We start from the raw sequence: 16,861 nt of genomic DNA, 5'->3' as shown, positions 1-16,861 counted from the left end.
TTCTGAGGTATATGGTGATTTTGTTTCTTTACAATTCAATTTTACCATAAATCAGTGAGGAGTTATTTTATTTTACGACAAAAAATATCCCGCATTTATGCGGGTTACAGCGTTTCGCAAACGCCTAATAACCCTACTATATGAAAGGAGAGAAATGTTTATGGAAAATGCAAAAGGTAAAATCAAGTTAGGAATCTACGGCATTGGATTATTAATGATGGGTGTTATCGGCATTTCTAGTTCTTTATCGACAATAGGAGCTAAATTTCCTGAAGCATCACAAACGATGATTCAGAATCTAATTTCAATACCATGTATTGTAATTATACCTACAACTATTGTAGTCGGCAAGCTTATGCAAACGATTTCTAAAAAGAATATTGCATTGGCAGGAATTATAATTTTCCTTATAGGAGGAGCAGCACCTGCATTTATGACATCTTTTACAACTATTCTGGTTATGAGAGGAATACTTGGTGTTGGTATAGGCATATGTCAAGTTGTTAGTACTGCAATTGTTGCTGATAATTTTAGTGGAGTTGAACAACAAAAAGTGCAGGGTACATTACAAGCAAGCCAAATGGCAGGAGCGGCTATTATGGTTTTTGCAGGTGGGTGGCTCACAGAAGTGAGATGGAATTATGTATTTTTCGTTCATCTACTTGCAATCATATCACTAATTTTAGTAGCAACTATGGTACCAAATACAAAACCTGAAAAAATGACAACAACAGGTGATGCGCAAAAAACAAAGCTTACAAGTGCTACATGGGGATGGGTTATATTCATGTTTATCCTATTTATCAGTGTACAAGTATATTCCATTTCATTGTCGTTTCTTGTAACAGAAAAAAATCTTGGAACTGCTGCAGATTCAGGACTAGGATTAGCATTCTTTGCAATTGGCGGTATTATTATGGGCTTGTTATATGGCAGCCTGGCAAAGAGAACTAAAAACTGTGCAATTGCAGTTGGCTGTTTGATGCTGGTGGTAGCTTATGTAGTCATAGCATTTGCTAACAGTATGATTGTGTGCCATATTGGCAGCATACTTGTTGGTATGGCCGTTTCTGCTGCTTTACCTGGTATCTTTATCAATACAGGGATGTCTGTAGATGGATTTTCAGCAGGTATGGCAATTTCTGTTGTAACCTGTGCACAAAATTTTGGCCAATTTTGCTGCCCATATATTATTAATCCAATTGCCGCATCAATTAGCGGTGGCCGCGGTGTAAACTTTATGTGTTTCATCATAGGAGCAGTTGTGGCAGCTGCATTAACTATACTAATGTTAGCTTGGGGAGTTAAAAAAAATAGGCAAGTAATTTAAAAATATACAGCTTGGAGGGGGAAAAAATATGTATCAAAAATTATTTTCGTCAAAAAATATTGGATCAATGACTGTGCGAAATAGAATAGTTATGACTGCAATGGGTAACCATTTGGCAGAAGCAGATGGAAGTGTTTCAGAATCAGATATAGCATTTTATGGAGAACGAGCAAAAGGTGGAGTAGGTCTTGTAATCACAGAGTGTGCTTGTATCAATTTAGAAATTGGAAAAGGAAACTGCCATCAGATAGCAGTAGATGATGATAAATACATTGAGGGATTAAAAAGAATGGCAGATGAAATCCATAAATATGGCTCAGTCATAGCTGTTCAAATCTATCATCCAGGTCGCCAGGGCATAGCAGTAATCAATGGAAATACAAGCATGCAGGCACCTAGTGCTACAGAATGCCAGGTGGTTCACCAACCAACTCATGAGATGACAAAAGAAGAAGTTAAAGATACAATTGACAGATTTATTCAGGGAGCTAAGAGGCTGCAGAAAGCTGGAATTGACGCAGTTGAACTTCATGGAGCACATGGTTATATGATTGGTCAATTTCTAAGTCCGTATACGAATAAAAGAACAGACGAATATGGTGGAAGTTTTGAAAATCGTATGAGATTTTTAGATGAGATTATTGCAGGGGTTCGTAAGGAATGTGGATCAAATTATCCTATTATTGTGAGATATTCTGCAGATGAATGTATGAGTTATGCGGGATATCCGGAATTAGGAATACATTTAGATGAAGGAGTAAAAATTGCAAAGCATCTAGAGGCACAAGGAGTTGATGCACTTGATGTAAGCTGTGGTATTTATGAAACAATGAATACATCTTGGGAACCAGTTGGTTTTGATCAAGGATGGAAAATTAATATTCCAGCTAAGATTAAAGAGTCAGTTTCTATCCCGGTAATTGGTGTATCTGTCATTCGTGAGCCAGAATTTGCAGAGAAGGTTCTTGAAGAAGAAAAAGTAGATTTTATAGGATCAGCCAGACAATTCTTTGCTGATCCAGAATGGGGAAATAAAGCACAAGAGGGAAAGGAAAAAAGTATTAGAAAGTGTATCTCTTGCTTGTATTGCATGGAAACGTTAATGTCTGCAGATATGGGGCCAGCACCTATGGCATGTGCAATTAATTATCAGGGAGGAAGAGAAAATCAATATGGAGACCACTTATTAAAGAAAGATGGTAAGGGACGTGTAGTTGTAGTTATTGGTGCCGGACCATCAGGAATGGAAGCAGCTCGTATACTAGCAAAACGTGAATTCAAACCAATTGTTTTTGAAAAGAATTCTAAGGTTGGTGGACAAATTGTATATGCTTCTAAGCCTCCTAAAAAGGAAAAAACAGCATGGTTAATTGATTACCAAAAAGGGCAATTGGATGAACTTGGTGTTGAGGTAAAAACAAATCATGCACCAACAATAGATGAAATAAAAGCATTAAATCCATATGCAGTATTTGTTGCACAAGGATCTAATCCTATAATGCCAAAATCTATTCCAGGACTTGATGGAGAAAAGGTTTATACACCAGTGGATATTTTGAGTGGAAAAGTAACACTTAATGGTAAAAAGGTTGGTGTTATTGGTTCAGGTATGACAGGAATTGAGACTGCAGAATTATTGGAATCACAAGGCAATAAGGTAACAGTATTTGAAATGGCAGATGAAATAGGGCCGGGAATATTTTTTCAAAACCTGATTGATGTTATGGGAAGAATAGCAGAACATGAAATTAAACTATATCCAAAGCATAAGTTGGTAAAAATTGATGGAACTACTGTGACAGTGGAAACGACAAATACTAAGGAAACTAAAAATTTTGATTTTGATGCAGTAGTAGTTTCTTTGGGAACAGCATCTAATAAAGAATTGGTAGAAGAAATAAAAACAGCATTTGACAAGGTTGTATTGCTTGGTGATGCGGCAAAGGCAGGGCGTATTGAGGCAGCTGTTGGCAGCGGATATAAAGCAGCATTTGAATTATAAAAATAATAGGTTAAAAAAGGGGGAAATGATAAATGTTAAAATCAGGAGTTTACACACAACTATCACCAGTACTTTTTGGAAATGGAACTTTACAGCAAGTAGGTAAAAAAGCAAAAGAATTGGGTATGAACAAAGTATTATTAGTAACAGATAAGAAAATTTCAGAAATTGGTTATGCAGAAAAAGTAGCTAATATTATAAGAGAGGAGGATGTGCAAGTTGTTATATGGGACGGTGTAGAAACGGATTGCCCTGATTATACAGTAACAGCGGCAGCAGCTATAGGTAGAGAAAAAGCAGTTGATGGTATTGTAGGACTTGGAGGCGGTAGCACGCTTGACAGTGCAAAAGCCATTGCAGCAGTAATTCCAAATGGTGATGAGGTACTACAGGAAATTGTGCTTTATTTAACTGGTCAAAAGAATTATGCTGTAAAACCAGTTACAATGCTATTAATTCCTACAACATCAGGAACAGGTTCAGAGAGCACTTTTGTATCAGTTATTTCTTCGGAAATAATGCAATGCAAAATTGGACTGCCATGTCCCCCTGATTATGCAATTGTAGATCCAGAACTTACAGTTGGATGTCCGGCATTTATTACAGCATTTACAGGAATGGACGCATTTTCACATGCCAACGAAGCATTAACGGAAGGAAAAAATACACCACATTCTGATTTGCTAGCTTATGAAGCTATTCGATTAATAACAAAATGGCTGCCGATTGCAGTAAAAGATATAAACAATGTAGAAGCAAGAGAAAATCTAGCCCTAGCAAGTAATTTTGCAGGTATTGCATTTAATGAGTCAGGAGTGCATATGGGACATTCAACAGCACATGCATTAGGGCATATGTACCATATTTCTCATGGTATATGCTGTGCGTTAGTAACTCCAGCTATTATAGAATTTGCTGCTAAAACATATCCTGAGAAAATGAAAAAAATTGGAGAAATAATGGGAGTTACTTTTTCATCAGAAGAACCAGAAGCAATTGGAAAAGCAGTAGGTAATGCAGTTAGAAAGTTGTGCAAAGAAATACAAATTCCTTCTTTTAGAGAGCAAGGATTTACAAAGGAACAAATATTAGCGGCAAAACCAATGATTTATAAAGAACCACTATGTATGTCATTTGGAGGAACAATTACGGAACAAGATGTAGTTACAACATTAGAAACCTTATATGACGGCTACCAATAAAAAACATTGCTTCCTTTAGGTTTTACAAATATAGTAAAGAAATATATATTAAAGCCTATTGATAAAAGTAATATTATATTGAAAAACACTAAAAATAGAGTGGATATATGCATCCACTCTATTTGCTATTATTGCTATTATATTATAATTTATTTAAATATGAAGTATTGGGAATATAGCTATAATCAATATCGTTATTTTTCTTATATAAATCTGAATTTAGAAGTAATTCAGGATTTTTTGCTAGTATAGGATTTTGTAATATTGATTGGGCTTGCTTTTGTAACTTATTGATATAAGAAGATTTTTTTGCAGATATTAAGGCTTCTTTTATTGAACTTTCTTGATCTTTAGTGATAGTGCCATTTGATACTAAAGCATCTAAAGGAAATAGAGAATTATTTTTTGAAGTACCAGAGTATGATAAAGAAGAATTTTTTGCTGATATAAAAGCACTTTTAATAGAATTTTCCTGATCCGATGTAATGGTACCGTTTGATACTAAGGCATCTAATGCAGAACTAAATGTATTGTTGCTAGAATTTTGTAAAGAGCTTAAAGCACTTAATGCTTTAGGACTAAGTTTAACTGAATCCGAACTTAAGTTAGAAATTAAATTATCTGAATTGTCAGAAGAATTATCTGAATCTAAAATTGGATTTTGTGAAACTTGATTACTTGTATTTATACTATTCAAGTAAGAAAGTAAAGAATTAATAGTATTAGACATAAATAGTACACTCCTTTATAAATTATTTCATTAAATTATCGAATTAATTTTATAAAATATAATATAATTTACAATATATTTTTCATTTGCTAATATTTTGGTAAGTAAGTATAATCTATGGAGTATAGAATTATCATTTTTTTATATAGTTACTGGTTAGTTCTAATAAAAGATGATAAACTTAGTATAGAATATATGAGTTAAGACATTTGAAAGAAAATAACAAGTCAAAAATGCGACGGATATTTTTTATCCGATGACTAACCCGCTCTAATACTCACACTTTTTCAAGTGTGAGTAAAGAGCGGCTATGTCCCTGGATAACAAGTTCTAAGCATCAGTTGCTAAGAACTTTGTTTATCAGACAAGGAGGTAGGTTCCGCAGATAGTGAATCCTATCTAAGGGTTCTACCAACGCAGTATGATAAAAAATAGGCTAGCATACTGACTAGTTATTTCTTTGAAAATGCCTAAGGAAGGATGAAAGGTAAAATAATGAAAATAGAGAATTTAAAAGTATATGATCTAGAAGAAAGCATAAAAGCAAGTAAATATCCTATGGCAGTAGATACAGATAAATGTAATTCTGATATTACAAATACAGTTAAAAGTTTGGCTAAATCACCTAAAGGAGAAGCACATGATCAATTTTTATCAGGAATACGTGTTGCCTTTGATTTAACATTTACTAATAAGGCATGGGTTGAATTAGAAAGATATAGATTTATCACTTTCGTAAGCAGTCAAAGTACAATGCATAGAATATCTAAATTTGATTTATCCAAGCAGTATAATGAATATGTGGATAAAAGAATTATTGATATTATCGAAGAATTAAAGGATACATATAATAAAACTCAGGATAAAGAAGATTACTTAAAGCTTTTATACTCAAATCCTGCAGGATTTGAACTTACTGCAAGGCTAACTACTAATTATAGATGCTTAAAAGGTGTATATAGCCAGAGAAGGAATCATAGATTACCAGAATGGCGAGAATTTTGTAAATGGATTGAAACTCTACCATATGCTAAAGAATTGATAATTTAAATTATATAAAAGTGAGCACTGGCTGAAACCAGTGCTTATTTTTATATAAAAAATTTATAATGCAGATATTTAAATCGTAAATATTGGATGCTAATTAAAAAACGTAAATAATATAAGCAATATAGCCATAGGAATAACTGCAAACACAACTAATAATGCAGGTGGTATGTCATCTTCCTGTACAGGCTTATCATTAAGTTTATTTAATTCTTCAGTTGGTGGCTGTACAGTATGATCTTTTTCTATTGATTTTTGTCCTAGAGAACCTAAGTTTGCCATCAATATACACCTCCTTATATCAATTTTATACTTAAACAAAAATTTCCTTCTCATTAATTCTTATCTAAGTATACGTTTACAGAATATCCACATTTTAGTTAAATAAGAAATAGTTTAATATATTTCTTATTTATATTATATACAATTGTTTCCGATTTGTGAACAATATTTAAATTATTTATAAAATTTAATTTGGCCAAATTTAGATTATATAAACAGAGTTCTTGGTTTCAGGTGGAGTTTTTTCTCCATCTGAAACTTAGAAATCGTTATCCAGGGACGTACCTGCTCTTTACTCCAACTTGGATAAGTGGGAGTATTAGAGCAGGTAGTCATCGGATAAATTATCTACTAAATGTCTGCGTGTCTCCCAATAATTTAATTGAATTATTATCAACAATTATTCCGCCGGTATTTTTAATTGCATATACTGTATCTGTTTTTTCATTTAGTACTTTATTTATATAGTTTTTTTGTACTTCTGTTCCTTTATAATGAACTTCAATGTCAAAATCTTTAATGAAATTTAATCCTTTATTATATGAGAATGTGTCGTAATCTTCATCGGGAGTGATATGATACTCTTTTATCTGAATCATTGCTCCAGCACTACTGCCAATAATTGTTCCGGTAAAGTTTTCAATTTCATTTACTAAATCAAACTCCTTTAAACGGTACATCATTTTATCAGGAAGACCTCCAGTAAAAAATAGTATATCACTATTTTTTATTTTGTTTTTTGCATTTTCCTTTGTATCTTCAAAATAATTTATGCAGTTTATATTTTTTTTCTTGATTCCGTAGCTTAAAAAAGGTTTTATGATGGATTTATAATGATCGCCATTATCTTTGCCAAACTCATTTTGCCAATCCACATTGTTTTTTATGTTTTCACTAAAAGAAAATGGAATTATTAGAACCTTATTACTACAATTTATATATTTTGATACTGCATCTTTCCCCCAAGTATCATTAAAATTATATAAGCTAAACAACATATTTACCATTAGTATTTCTCCTCACTAATTTTTAATATAAACATAATTCTATTGTAGATATTATATCATATTGAAGATATTTTAAGCTTATCATAATTCTGAGGTAAGTTCATTTTGATGAAAGGAACAATAAAATTATGATAACTTCCTATTTAGATAGGATATAATATAATTGCAAGAAAGTAGTGAAAATGGATAAACGGTGTTATATACACTTTTTCTCTACATGACAATGCATAAGATTATCCTATATAATAGTAGCATACTAAAAATTTTGGGGAGAAGGTTAAAAAGTAGTATGAAAAGAATAAATGAAATTTTTAGTGATTATGAAACAGAAGGTAACATAAGTGCTGCCATTGTAGAATCTGTAGCCTTAAGTAAAAAAACTAAAACTTTAGAAATGAAAATTAACTCAGATAAGTATATTGAAATAAAAGAAATCCAGCGCCTTAATAAATTTATAAGAGAAAGATTTTCACTAAAGAATTCTAAAATTGCTGTAAAGTATGCTAAAGATACGGATAAAAAACCCATAGAAGATGAATTAAAAAATATTATATTTTTGGTAGCAGATAAGCATCCTGCTTTGAGAGCAGTACTCTTAAATAATAGTGAATATGAAGTGAATGAAAATACCATAAATTTTAATTTAAAAATTTCAGTATCAGAATTTTTAAAATCTATGAATTATGATAAAAAGATCTCTAAGGCTATAAAAAGTATGTATGGTACAGAATATAAAATAAATTTTGTTGATAAATTAGGAAGTAAAGAATTAATAAAGTTTGAAGAGGATAAACGTGAAAGTGAAATGCTGTTTATTAAGGAGGAAATTAATGCTATACGAAGCAATAATGTTTCTAAATTGCCCAATAAGCCTTTAGAAAAAAATCAGGAAATGAAAACAGAAACTCATAGGAAAAAGGCTAATAATCCATTTTTGATATTTGGCAGAAGTAGTAGTATTAGGGAGCCTGTAGTAAAAATTACTGACATTACACCAGATGAGGGTAGAATAGCTATACAGGGCGAAATATCCAATATGGAATCAAAGGAACTCCGAAGTGGAAAAATACTAATTTCCTTTGACTTGTATGATGGTTCAAGTTCTATGACCTGTAAGGTATTTTGCAAGCCCGGTGAAGACAGTGAGGTATTATCAAGACTTAAAAAGGCTAAGGGTATTAGGCTTTCTGGAAACTCAGGATATAGCAAGTTTTCTCAGGAAATTGAGATTATTGCCAATACTATAATTGAAACAGAAGGCATGAATAAAGTTCAGCGGCAAGATAAATCTGAGGTAAAGAGGGTAGAACTTCATATGCATACGCAAATGAGCCAGATGGATGCTATGACTAGTGCTACTGATTTAATTAAAAGAGCTATGAGCTGGGGCATGAAATCAATTGCTATAACAGATCATGGAGTAGTTCAGGCTTTTCCTGAAGCACATAAACTTTTAGGAAGAGATAATCCAGATATGAAGATTATATATGGAGTTGAGGCCTATCTGGCACCAGATAAAAAGCCATCTGTAACAAATCCTAAAGGACAGAGTATTGATACCACCTATTGTGTATTGGATTTGGAAACCACAGGATTTTCGCCAGTAACAGAAAAAATTACTGAAATAGGAATCATGAAAATCAAGGATGGAAAGGTAATAGACACATTCAGCACTTTTGTAAATCCTGAAAAGCCAATTCCGTTAAGAGTTGTAGAGGTTACAAATATAACTGATGATATGGTAAGAAATGCAGAAACCATAGAGCAGGTATTTCCTAAAATGCTAGATTTTATAAAGGATAGTGTTTTGGTTGCACATAATGCTGAATTTGATGTGGGATTTTTAAAGCATAATGCCAGAATTTTAGGGTGTGACTTTGATTTTACATATGTAGATACTTTGTCCTTAGCACAGGAGGTCTTCCCTGATTTTAAAACCTATAAATTAGGGAGAATTGCTAAAAACCTTGGTATAAAGGTGGAAGTTGCCCATAGAGCTTTGGATGATGTGGCAACTACTGTTAAGGTGTTTAATGTAATGCTTGAAAAGCTAAAAGAAAGGGGAGCAGAAAACCTTAAAGATATAGATATATACGGCCGTGATGAGGCAGCTAAAAAGGAAGAGTATAAAAAGCTTAAAACTTACCATGCAATAATACTAGCAAAGGATTATGTGGGATTAAAGAATTTATATAAGCTGGTATCTTATTCTCATTTGGATTATTTTTATAAAAAACCCCGTATATTAAAGAGCCTGTATAAAAAATATTCTGAGGGCTTAATTCTTGGTAGTGCCTGTAGTGAAGGTGAATTGTATCAAGCAATACTACTTGGAAAATCCGATGAGGAAATTGAAGAATTAGCAAAAGGATACGATTATTTGGAGATTCAGCCTCTAGGAAATAATGACTATTTAGTAAGGACAGAGCAGGTACCTGGTAAAGAATATCTAGAGGAAATTAATAAAAAAATTGTAGCCCTGGGAGAAAAGTTAAATAAACTTGTAGTTGCTACAGGAGATGTTCACTTCATGGACCCGGAGGATGAGATATACAGACGTATACTGGAAGCAGGACAGGGATTTAAGGATGCAGATAATCAGGCTCCATTGTATTTAAAAACTACAGAGGAGATGCTTGAGGAATTTTCCTATTTGGGAAAAGAAAAGGCCTACGAGGTGGTAGTTACAAATACCAATAAGATATCAGATATGTGCGATCCAATTAGTCCTATTTCACCGGAGAAATGTCCGCCCCATATAGATGGCTGTGAACAGACTATTAAGGACATTGCGTATGAGAAGGCCCATGAACTGTATGGAGATCCACTTCCAGAAATTGTTCAGTCCAGGCTGGACAGGGAGCTGGAATCTATTATAAAAAATGGATTTTCTGTAATGTATATTATTGCTCAAAAGCTAGTATGGAAATCAAATGAAGATGGCTATCTAGTAGGTTCTAGAGGATCTGTTGGTTCCTCTTTTGTAGCAAATATGACCGGTATAACGGAAGTAAATTCTCTGCCGCCTCATTATAGGTGTCCTAAATGCAAGTATTCGGACTTTTCAGATTACGGTGTTAAAAATGGATTTGACTTACCGGATAAAGTGTGTCCTGTTTGTGGAGAAAAGCTAGCTAAGGATGGTATAGATATACCTTTTGAAACCTTTTTAGGCTTCAATGGAGATAAGGAGCCAGATATAGATTTAAACTTTTCAGGAGAATATCAGGCAAAGGCTCATAAATATACAGAGGTTATTTTTGGAAAAGGCACAACCTTTAAAGCTGGAACTATAGGTACTATAGCAGAAAAGACGGCTTTTGGATACGTAAAAAAGTACTTTGATGAAAAGAATATTCCAGTAAACAAGGCAGAAATAACAAGAATCTCAGCAGGTTGTACAGGTATAAAAAGAACCACTGGACAGCATCCGGGAGGAATTATAGTTGTGCCAAAGGGGCGTGAAATCTTTGAATTTTGCCCTGTACAGCATCCTGCAGACGATCCTAATTCAGATATTATAACCACACATTTTGATTATCACTCTATTGACCAGAACTTATTGAAGCTTGATATACTTGGACACGATGATCCAACAGTTATAAGAATGCTGCAGGATATAACTGGGGTGAATCCCCATGAGATACCGATGGATGATAAGGAGACTATGTCTATATTTTCATCTACAGAAGCTCTAGGAGTAACACCAGAACAGATAAATTCTAAGGTAGGAACCTTTGGTATTCCTGAATTTGGTACTAAGTTTGTAAGGGGAATGCTTGTAGATACAATGCCAAAAGCATTTTCTGATTTAATATGTATATCAGGACTTTCTCATGGTACCGATGTGTGGCTTGGAAATGCAAAGGACTTAATTGATGATGGAATAGTTACATTAAGTGAAGCAATATGTACCAGGGATGATATTATGATTTATCTTATCAAAAAAGGTCTGCCGCCAAATAGTGCATTTAAGATAATGGAGCTGGTACGTAAAGGAAAAGTATCGAAGCAGCCTGAAAAATGGGCAGAGTATGAAGCTTTAATGAGAGAACATAAAGTACCAGAATGGTACATAGATTCCTGTAAAAAGATAAAATATATGTTTCCTAAAGCTCATGCTGCAGCTTATGTAATGATGGCATTTAGAATAGCCTGGTTTAAGGTTCACATACCAAAGGCTTATTATGCAGCATATTTTACTATTAGAGCAAAGGCCTTTGACAGTGAATTTATGATATTTGGAAAAGAAAAGGTTATAGAAAAGATGAGAGAAATTCAAGTCATGGGTAATCAAGCTACTCCTAAGGATAAGGATATGTATGATGACTTAGAGATAGTTCTGGAAATGTATGAGAGGGGATTTAAATTCTTACCAATTGATTTGTATAAATCTCATGCTACCAAATTTATAGTAGAGGAAGATGGTTTAAGACCACCTATAAATAGTATATCTGGCATGGGAAATATCGCAGCAGAAAGTATATTTAGTGCAGCACGAGAAGAGCAATTCAGCTCTATAGAGGATGTAAAGAAACGTGCTAAAATTGGAAATTCTGCTGTAGATTTACTTAAAAAGTTTGGCTGCTTAAAAGGCCTTCCAGAAAGTGATCAAATAAGCTTTTTTGATGTAATTTAAAAGATAATTAAAAAACCAGGGATTTAAAATATCCCTGGTAAAAAAATTAATCGAAGAAGGCTAATGTTGAATTCATACAATATTATGTGTAGAATAAAATTATTTATACATGACACACTATCACATTATGCGATTACCTTGTTTCTTCCAGCATTTTTAGCTTCGTATAATTTTTTATCTACTTCTTTTATTAGATCTTCTTCATTAAGGTTCTCATTAAATAATGTTTTAACGCCAAAGCTTGCAGTGACTTTTATAGAGGCACCTTCATAATTAATTATAGTGTTTTCTATTGCTTTTCTCATTTTTTCAGCAACTTTTACTGCTGTATCTTCACTTGCATTTTTTAAACAAATTATAAATTCTTCTCCACCATAACGGGCTGTCCAATCTACATCTTTTCTAACAGAACCACTAAGTATAGAAGCGATTACTTTAAGTACTTCATCTCCAGCTACATGTCCATAAATGTCATTTACTTTCTTAAAAAAATCTATATCTGCCATTATTAATGACAATGGTTTATTGTTTAATAAACTCTTTATTATGTCAGCTGGAAGTCTTTCGTATATAAATCGTTTATTAAAAACTTGGGTAAGAGGATCTAATACTATTAGTTCATTTATATGATTTACTGCATGGCGTATAGTGTCGCTATCTTTATTTTCTATATTTTCTATGACTCCACTTTTAGTTACATCTTTGAGAAGTTCAAGAACTACTGGTAAATCATCAACTTCAACTGGTATAGCAGTGATCATGTAGACTTTTGTGCCAGTGTACTCTATTTTTACAAAAGTTTCTTTTTCATTATAAGCTCTACCAGAAACGCAATTACTACATACTTTTCCCATCCTCCAAAGATTATAACAAGAAGATTCCAATTCATTAACCTTGTTTAACTTTAAATCTAATAATTGTTTTTTTACTGGGTTTACTACCCTAATTACGTCATATAATGTCTCAAATATTGACATGGTGTTAATTAATGTATTCATACTAATACTTTTATTACTTGTATTAACTTTTTCCATATTATTTCCTCCTAAAATAGAGTCCATTATTTTCAATCATATCATAAATATTATGTTTTCTGTAGTAAAAAAACTCCAGTAACTTTTTTAATTACAAAACTATCTATAATAGCAACCTACTTTATTACAATTATATACTTGCTAAACAAGAAGTTAATTGAAAGTGAAAAAGAAGATAGCTGGCTGCTGCCTTCTTTTCTTGTATTTAAAAATTTTATTTTCTTTAACTATTTTTTCAATTCTGCACTGTATACATCCATAGCAGCTTGAGCTACTTGCATGTCTTGGTCAACAGAACCACTGCTTACACCAATAGAACCAATAACCTCACCATTTAGTAGTAGAGGGAAACCTCCACCAAAAATAATTATATCGCTATTATTTTGTATACCATATAGAGATGATCCTGGCTGAGCGAGAGATGTAAGTTTACTAGTTGGCATTTTTAGTGCAACGGCAGTATATGCTTTACTCTGTGATATTTTTTCACTAGCTAAAATTGCGCCAGCCATTCTATTAATTGAAATTAAGTTTGCATCAGCATCGTCAATAGTAATATACATGGGAACCTTTATTTCATTTGCTTTTGCCTCGGCAGCAGTAGTAATTTGTATTACATTGTAAAACTACTATAATAAACTTTTAATTATTAAAAAATTAATAATGTTTAAGCACATTATTTATTAATATTGTAATAAACCTACATGCGGTGTATAATATTAATTGTCCTAAGTTAATATATAGATAGTTAACTGTAAAACTAAACTAGTTATGATATGGAATACAAGTTAAGTTATAGGGTTAACAATCTATATAACTTGGAGAAAATTAAATTTTATTATATTGCTTTATATATTTGATAAAATCACTGATAATAAGGGGCTTACTAAAATAATACCCTTGCAGTTCATCACATCCTTCATCTATCAATCTGTTAATTTGTTCTTGAGTTTCTACTCCTTCTGCAACGGTTCTTAGATTAAGAGTTTTTGCCATAGAAATAATACTTGGGGTAATATTTTTGTGATTTATATTTGCAATATCGTCTATGAAGGATTTATCAATTTTTAAATAGTCGGCAGGCAAACGAGTTAAATAACTCAGAGAAGAAAACCCTGTGCCGAAATCATCTATTGAAATACCGATTCCTAATTCCTTTATTTTCTGCAAGTTTTGTATTGCTTCCTCAGTATTTTGCATCAAAAAACTCTCTGTTATTTCAATTACTAAATCAATATTTTGAGAACTATTCTCTTTGAAAATTTCTTTGATTTTTGAAACTAAATTGTTATTTTCAAATTGCTTTGAGGAAACATTAATGGATAATTTAATATTAATACCACTGCTTTTTAGTATTCTATCAATTTTAAAAATTTCTTCTAATATCCAATTACCAATAGGTATTATCATTCTATTGTTTTCAGATACAGGTATGAATTTATCAGGTGTAAATATTTTTCCATCTGCTGTTTCCCACCTAATAAGGGCTTCAGCGCCAACTATTTTAAATTCATTTCCATCAAATGCAGTTTGCGGCTGAAGATATAATCTAAATTCCTTGTTATGAAGTGCTTCATTGAGCCTTATTTGCATTTCGAGAATTTCCTGGTTTCTCTTCTCAATTTCTTTTGAAGAAAAAGAATATTTTCCTTTTCCAGATTCCTTTGCATCGTACATTGCAGCATCTGCTTTTCTCATTAATCCTTCAACAGTGGATTCATCATAGGGTGCTAATGCTATTCCTATACTTACCCCTAAAGTTATTTCCCGACCAAGTATACTATAAGGAAGAAGTATTTTATCGATGATAACTTCTGATACAGCTTGTACATATTCATGGCTGTCTACATTTTCAAGTATTACGGTAAATTCATCCCCTCCTAACCTTGATACAGTGTCAGATTTACGGATACTAGATTTAATGCGAGCTGCAACTTCTTTGAGAAGCAAATCTCCAGCTGCATGACCTAAAGAATCATTTATAACTTTAAAACCATCTAAATCCATAAAAAGTAAAGCTACTGCTTTTTTATTATCATTAGCCCTTATAAGTGATCTTTCAAGTCTTTCATAGAAGAGAGTTCTATTTGGTATTCCTGTTAATAAATCATAATAGGCAAGACTGTGAAGTTTATCTTCTGTTTTTTTTATTTTACTGATGTCTGTAGATATAGAAATATAATTTTCTACTGCTCCATCTGATCCTTTTAAAGAGGTTATTGACATCCATTTAGGGTATATCTCGCCGTTTTTCCTTTTATTCCAGATTTCACCTTCCCAATAACCATTAGTACTTAAATTGTGCCACATATTTAAGTAGAAGGTTTTGTCATGACGCCCGGATTTTAGTATTCTAGGATTTTTCCCAATTAAATCATCTTTTTTATACCCAGATACTCTCTGAAAAGAATCATTTACTTTAATAATGTTTCCAGAAGCATCTGTCATCAATATACCTTCCATTGCAGTGCCGATTATTCTATATGAAATTAATAATTCATCATTTAGTTGTTTAAGGTTATTAGTGTATTCCTGCATTTTAGTTATATTGTGAAAGGTAAATAATCTGCCAATTTCAGATTTATCTGTATCAAAGATAGAAGATTTATATACTCTATAGTAAAAAGTTTTATTGTTGAAGTTAAAAGTAATTGTATATTCATTGCTTGTATCGCTTACTGTAGTAACATGTTTTATATCTGGTACAAATTTTAATAGATCATTAAATTTTATTCCTATGAAATTCATACCTTGTTTAATATTAAATTTTTTATTTTTGAAAGACATTATAAGCTTGATGCCTGCTGGATTGATATCTATTATTTTGTTAGAAGAATCTACTATAATAACAATGTCCTTAATATTTTCTATTAAAAGATCTCTGGCAATTGGCACTATTACTAACTTAGGCATATGAAACATTCCCAAGTATAATACAATCAATGTTAATAGCATGCAAATAGGAGTAACATCTATAAAGACTGACTTAAAATTAGCACTAATAAATAAAAAGTTAATTCCGATAGATACAATTGCACCTGTAAAAATAAATGTACTTTGCCTGCGGTATAATTTGGGAGACTTTATTGCTTTTATCATAAGAATGCAGCATCCTACTAAAATACTGCAGTAGGTATAAATGAGATTAATGTAGAATCCAATATTTGGCGCATACAATAATATGGGAATACCTCTAATATATGACATACTAACATGTGACATAAATTTATAAGGTATGCTGTTGGAAGTTAAAGACAATAATGATAATGCTGGTATAATAAAAATCAATAAAATAAAGTAAAGATTTTTTCTATTTTTATTAGCATATTCATTTATTATTAACAGGTAAAGTGGAGAAATAAATACTGTACTAATAAATTCTATCTTCTGGAATAAGATATCTGCTTTCTCTATTTCTGTATAATAGCTAAGTACCTCCATTAAAAGCCACAAAGAAACAAGTATAGTGTTTATGATTAATAATTTTCCCATGACAGTATTTCTTATTCTATACAGAAAAGCTAATAAAGTTATAGAAACTATAAAACTTATACCGAATAAAATTCCATACATTGATATTCTCCTCTA

11 protein-coding genes are annotated in these 16,861 nt (G+C 32.1%); 5 read left to right on the top strand and 6 right to left on the bottom strand.

The genetic code is table 11. The features are described from left to right. Positions 1–160 precede the first annotated feature (160 nt). Genes CLCOS_RS15110 through CLCOS_RS15100 form a run of 3 tightly spaced genes read left to right on the top strand, consistent with a single transcriptional unit; the run spans position 161 to position 4,534 of the window. A complete protein-coding gene (locus CLCOS_RS15110; RefSeq protein ID WP_242867009.1) occupies positions 161–1,330 on the top strand; it encodes an MFS transporter in 1,170 nt (389 codons plus the stop codon). Positions 1,331–1,358: 28 nt separating this feature from the next. Then, positions 1,359–3,332, top strand: a complete 1,974-nt coding sequence (locus CLCOS_RS15105) for an FAD-dependent oxidoreductase (RefSeq protein ID WP_063602192.1) — start codon at positions 1,359–1,361, stop codon at positions 3,330–3,332. Positions 3,333–3,364: 32 nt separating this feature from the next. Next, positions 3,365–4,534 carry an iron-containing alcohol dehydrogenase gene (locus CLCOS_RS15100; RefSeq protein ID WP_063602191.1) on the top strand — a complete coding sequence of 390 codons (1,170 nt, stop codon included), beginning with the start codon at positions 3,365–3,367 and terminating at the stop codon, positions 4,532–4,534. Positions 4,535–4,676: 142 nt separating this feature from the next. Here CLCOS_RS15100 and CLCOS_RS15095 read toward each other — a convergent pair whose 3' ends face one another. After that, positions 4,677–5,264 carry a hypothetical protein gene (locus CLCOS_RS15095; RefSeq protein ID WP_063602190.1) on the bottom strand — a complete coding sequence of 196 codons (588 nt, stop codon included), beginning with the start codon at positions 5,262–5,264 and terminating at the stop codon, positions 4,677–4,679. A 495-nt stretch (positions 5,265–5,759) separates the two neighbouring features. On the opposite strand from CLCOS_RS15095, the gene CLCOS_RS15090 reads away from it, so the two are divergent. Beyond that, positions 5,760–6,314 carry a hypothetical protein gene (locus CLCOS_RS15090; protein ID WP_041705503.1) on the top strand — a complete coding sequence of 185 codons (555 nt, stop codon included), beginning with the start codon at positions 5,760–5,762 and terminating at the stop codon, positions 6,312–6,314. 90 nt (positions 6,315–6,404) lie between these two features. On the opposite strand, the gene CLCOS_RS15085 is transcribed toward CLCOS_RS15090, so the two are convergent. Next, positions 6,405–6,593, bottom strand: a complete 189-nt coding sequence (locus CLCOS_RS15085) for a hypothetical protein (protein ID WP_063602189.1) — start codon at positions 6,591–6,593, stop codon at positions 6,405–6,407. A gap of 344 nt (positions 6,594–6,937) precedes the next feature. Next, positions 6,938–7,600 (bottom strand): Type 1 glutamine amidotransferase-like domain-containing protein, encoded by a 663-nt coding sequence (locus CLCOS_RS15080; protein WP_063602188.1) that lies wholly within the window; start codon positions 7,598–7,600, stop codon positions 6,938–6,940. A 289-nt stretch (positions 7,601–7,889) separates the two neighbouring features. Between CLCOS_RS15080 and polC the strand changes: the two genes are divergently transcribed. Next, a complete protein-coding gene (gene polC / locus CLCOS_RS15075) occupies positions 7,890–12,239 on the top strand; it encodes a DNA polymerase III subunit alpha (protein WP_063602187.1) in 4,350 nt (1,449 codons plus the stop codon). A 125-nt stretch (positions 12,240–12,364) separates the two neighbouring features. Here the strand turns inward: polC and CLCOS_RS15070 are convergent, their stop codons facing one another. From CLCOS_RS15070 to CLCOS_RS15060, 3 genes are all read right to left on the bottom strand, one after another. Continuing rightward, positions 12,365–13,273: a GGDEF domain-containing protein gene (locus CLCOS_RS15070; RefSeq protein ID WP_063602186.1), complete on the bottom strand. Its 909-nt coding sequence runs from the start codon at positions 13,271–13,273 to the stop codon at positions 12,365–12,367. A gap of 227 nt (positions 13,274–13,500) precedes the next feature. Further along, complete coding sequence (locus tag CLCOS_RS15065; protein WP_275507179.1) at positions 13,501–13,881, bottom strand: GlcG/HbpS family heme-binding protein; 381 nt, start codon at positions 13,879–13,881, stop codon at positions 13,501–13,503. A gap of 220 nt (positions 13,882–14,101) precedes the next feature. After that, on the bottom strand, positions 14,102–16,846 hold the full coding sequence (locus CLCOS_RS15060) for an EAL domain-containing protein (RefSeq protein WP_082853610.1): 2,745 nt from the start codon (positions 16,844–16,846) through the stop codon (positions 14,102–14,104). Positions 16,847–16,861 lie beyond the last annotated feature (15 nt).

Source organism: Clostridium coskatii (assembly GCF_001675205.1).
Taxonomy (GTDB): domain Bacteria; phylum Bacillota; class Clostridia; order Clostridiales; family Clostridiaceae; genus Clostridium_B; species Clostridium_B ljungdahlii.
This window is presented reverse-complemented; position numbering and strand designations above follow the sequence as displayed.

Bases quoted from the DNA above. Each gene is read 5' to 3' on its own strand.
- CLCOS_RS15110 (WP_242867009.1), top strand. From the start codon at position 161: ATGGAAAATGCAAAAGGTAAAATCAAGTTAGGAATCTACGGCATTGGA.
- CLCOS_RS15105 (WP_063602192.1), top strand. From the start codon at position 1,359: ATGTATCAAAAATTATTTTCGTCAAAAAATATTGGATCAATGACTGTG.
- CLCOS_RS15100 (WP_063602191.1), top strand. From the start codon at position 3,365: ATGTTAAAATCAGGAGTTTACACACAACTATCACCAGTACTTTTTGGA.
- CLCOS_RS15095 (WP_063602190.1), bottom strand. From the start codon at position 5,264: ATGTCTAATACTATTAATTCTTTACTTTCTTACTTGAATAGTATAAAT.
- CLCOS_RS15090 (WP_041705503.1), top strand. From the start codon at position 5,760: ATGAAAATAGAGAATTTAAAAGTATATGATCTAGAAGAAAGCATAAAA.
- CLCOS_RS15085 (WP_063602189.1), bottom strand. From the start codon at position 6,593: ATGGCAAACTTAGGTTCTCTAGGACAAAAATCAATAGAAAAAGATCAT.
- CLCOS_RS15080 (WP_063602188.1), bottom strand. From the start codon at position 7,600: ATGGTAAATATGTTGTTTAGCTTATATAATTTTAATGATACTTGGGGG.
- polC (WP_063602187.1), top strand. From the start codon at position 7,890: ATGAAAAGAATAAATGAAATTTTTAGTGATTATGAAACAGAAGGTAAC.
- CLCOS_RS15070 (WP_063602186.1), bottom strand. From the start codon at position 13,273: ATGGAAAAAGTTAATACAAGTAATAAAAGTATTAGTATGAATACATTA.
- CLCOS_RS15060 (WP_082853610.1), bottom strand. From the start codon at position 16,846: ATGTATGGAATTTTATTCGGTATAAGTTTTATAGTTTCTATAACTTTA.